We start from the raw sequence: 2652 nt of genomic DNA on the forward strand, positions 1-2652 counted from the left end.
CGCAAGCCCGCCCGCATCGCCGGGGTCTGCGCAGGACTGAGCCTCCACCTGGGAATCCCCGTGCGCTACATCCGCGCGGCCATGGTCGTCCTCGCGCTCGGGGGCGGCGCGGGCGCCCTCCTCTACGCCCTGCTGTGGGCGACGCTGCCCGGGGAGAGCAGCCCGACGGGATCCGGGTCGGCCTCGCCGGTCTCCCGGGCCCGCCTGGCCGCCCGCGCCACGGATGACAGGGGGACCGGGGGTGCCGGGAGCGAAGCCGCCGAGGGCGGCTCCGTCTCCGGCCTGTCGCAGACGGTCATCGACGGCGGTTCCCTCATCCTGGCGGCCCTCTTCCTGGCCTCCTGGCGATTCGGACTGCTCGACCGGGTCGGCGCTGTGGGAATCGTCATCGTCATCATCGCCGGTGCCGCCCTGGCCTGGTCCCAGATGGACAACCTGGTGGGCCCGGACCGCAACCTGGGCGCTGTTCTACGGGTCGCGGGCGGGGTGTGCCTGGCCGTCGTCGGCATCCTGGTGTGGGTGGCCGCGGACAGCTCGCCCTACAAGCTCATCTCCGGGCTCGTCACCGGAGGGGCACTCGTGGCGGGGATCGGCGTGGTGCTGGCACCCCTGTGGCTGCGGACCAACCGGGCCCTGGCCGATACCCGCGCCGCCGAGATCCGCGAGGCCGAGCGCGCCGACATCGCCGCCCACCTGCACGACTCCGTCCTCCAGACCCTCACCCTCATCCGCAAGCGCGCCGAGGAGCCCGAGACGGTCGCCCGCCTGGCCCGCTCCCAGGAGCGTGAGCTGCGCGCCTGGCTCTACACCGACCGTCCCGCGCCGGGCACCTCCGTGGCGGACGCCTTCACCGACCTGGCAGGCGAGATCGAGGACCGCCACGGCGTGGCCGTCGACGTCGTGTGCGTCGGCGACCGCGCCCCCGACCGCGACACCGAGGTCATCGTCGCAGCCACCCGCGAGGCCCTGTCCAACGCCGTGCGCCACGGCGCCCCGCCGGTCTCCCTCTACGTCGAGGCGGGCGACCAGCGCCTCGAGGTATTCGTGCGCGACCGCGGTCCCGGTTTCGACCTCGACGCCATCGCCGAGGACCGCCACGGCGTGCGACAGTCCATCATCGCCCGCATGGAGCGTCACGGCGGCAGCGCGCGGGTGCGCCGTCTGGAGACCGGCACGGAGGTGGTCCTGTCCCTTCCCACCTGATCCCGCCGCCCCCATCTATCGTTGGCTCCGGCATACCCTGCCCCTGACAAGCCTCTCGTCCCCCGTTCTTTCCCGCATCCTTCACTACGCCCTTCACCGCACCGACGTCACCACCAGGAAGACCCCATGGCTGACACCCCCGCTGGTACCCCATCAGACAACCGCCCGCCAGCCTCGGCGGGCGCGCCCCTGCGGATCCTGGTCGTCGACGACCACGCCCTGGTCCGCTCCGGAGTGCGCTCCGAGCTGACCGCGCACGCCCCCGACATGGACGTCGTCGCCGAGGCAGACGACGTTGAGGGCGCCATTGCCGCCGTCCACGCCCTGCGGCCCGACGTCGTTCTGCTCGACGTCCACCTGCCCGGAGGCAATGGCGGGGGCGGGGCTGAGGTCGTCGTCTCCTGTCACGACGTCCCCGAGACGCGCTTCCTGGCCCTGAGTGTCTCGGACGCCAGCGACGATGTCGTCGGCGTCATCCGGGCCGGCGCCCGCGGCTACGTCACCAAGGCCATCTCGACCGAGGACCTGGCCCAGGCCGTGCGGCGCGTGGCCGCCGGCGATGCTGCCTTCTCCCCGCGCCTGGCCGGCTTCGTCCTGGATGCCTTCGGAACCGGGACGGGCGAGGTCGCCGTGGCCGACACCGAGCTCGATCGGCTCTCGGTGCGCGAGCGCGAGGTCATGCGCCTCATCGCCCGCGGATACACCTACAAGGAATGCGCCTCCGAGCTGTTCATCTCGGTCAAGACCGTCGAGACCCATGTCTCCGCGGTTCTGCGCAAGCTCCAGCTGTCCAACCGCAACGAGCTCACCCGCTGGGCCGTGGCCCGCCGCATCGTGTAGGCGGGGTGCAGCTCGGAGAGCTCGGAGCACATGCGGACGATGGGCGACCGCTGCAGGTGACGGTCTGACATCGCGTCCCGGCCCACACCGCCTCAGTGTCCCGTAGCCGACCCGATCCGTGGCAGGATGCGGGACGTGAGCCACCCCCCGCAGCCCTCCGCGAGCACCGCTCATTCCCGCCCCGACCCCCTCCAACCGGCCTGCGAGCACCTACGTGCGGGCGGGCTGGTCATCCTGCCCACGGACACTGTCTACGGCATTGGGTGTGAGGCCGCCGACGCCGGGGCGGTTGAGCGACTGCTGGCCGCCAAGGGGCGCGGGCGCCAGATGCCCCCGCCGGTGCTCGTGGCCGACCCCGCCGACCTGACCGGCGTCGTCGCCCAGATGCCGCAGGCCGCCCGAGCCTTCATGGAGGCCTTCTGGCCCGGTCCGCTGACCCTCGTCCTCGATGCCGATGCGGCCCTGACCTGGGACCTGGGGGAGAGCGTCGGCTCCATCGCCGTGCGCATGCCCGACCACAGGCTCGCCCTGGACCTCCTGCGCCGCAGCGGGCCGCTGGCCGTCACCTCCGCCAATCCCACCGGTGCGCCGCCCGCGACCGACGCCGCC

3 protein-coding genes are annotated in these 2652 nt (G+C 72.9%); all 3 read left to right on the forward strand.

The features are described from left to right. The coding region (locus HMPREF0975_RS06785; RefSeq protein WP_009233402.1) for an ATP-binding protein at nucleotides 1-1203 on the forward strand (1203 nt) is incomplete at its 5' end. 126 nt (nucleotides 1204-1329) lie between these two features. Next, on the forward strand, nucleotides 1330-2043 hold the full coding sequence (locus HMPREF0975_RS06790; RefSeq protein WP_009233403.1) for a response regulator: 714 nt from the start codon (nucleotides 1330-1332) through the stop codon (nucleotides 2041-2043). 126 nt (nucleotides 2044-2169) lie between these two features. Continuing rightward, nucleotides 2170-2652, forward strand: a 483-nt coding sequence (locus tag HMPREF0975_RS06795) for an L-threonylcarbamoyladenylate synthase (RefSeq protein ID WP_049939555.1), incomplete at its 3' end; no start/stop codon positions are given.

The sequence above is a fragment of the Actinomyces sp. oral taxon 849 str. F0330 genome, from assembly GCF_000239715.1.
Lineage (GTDB): Bacteria > Actinomycetota > Actinomycetes > Actinomycetales > Actinomycetaceae > Actinomyces > Actinomyces johnsonii.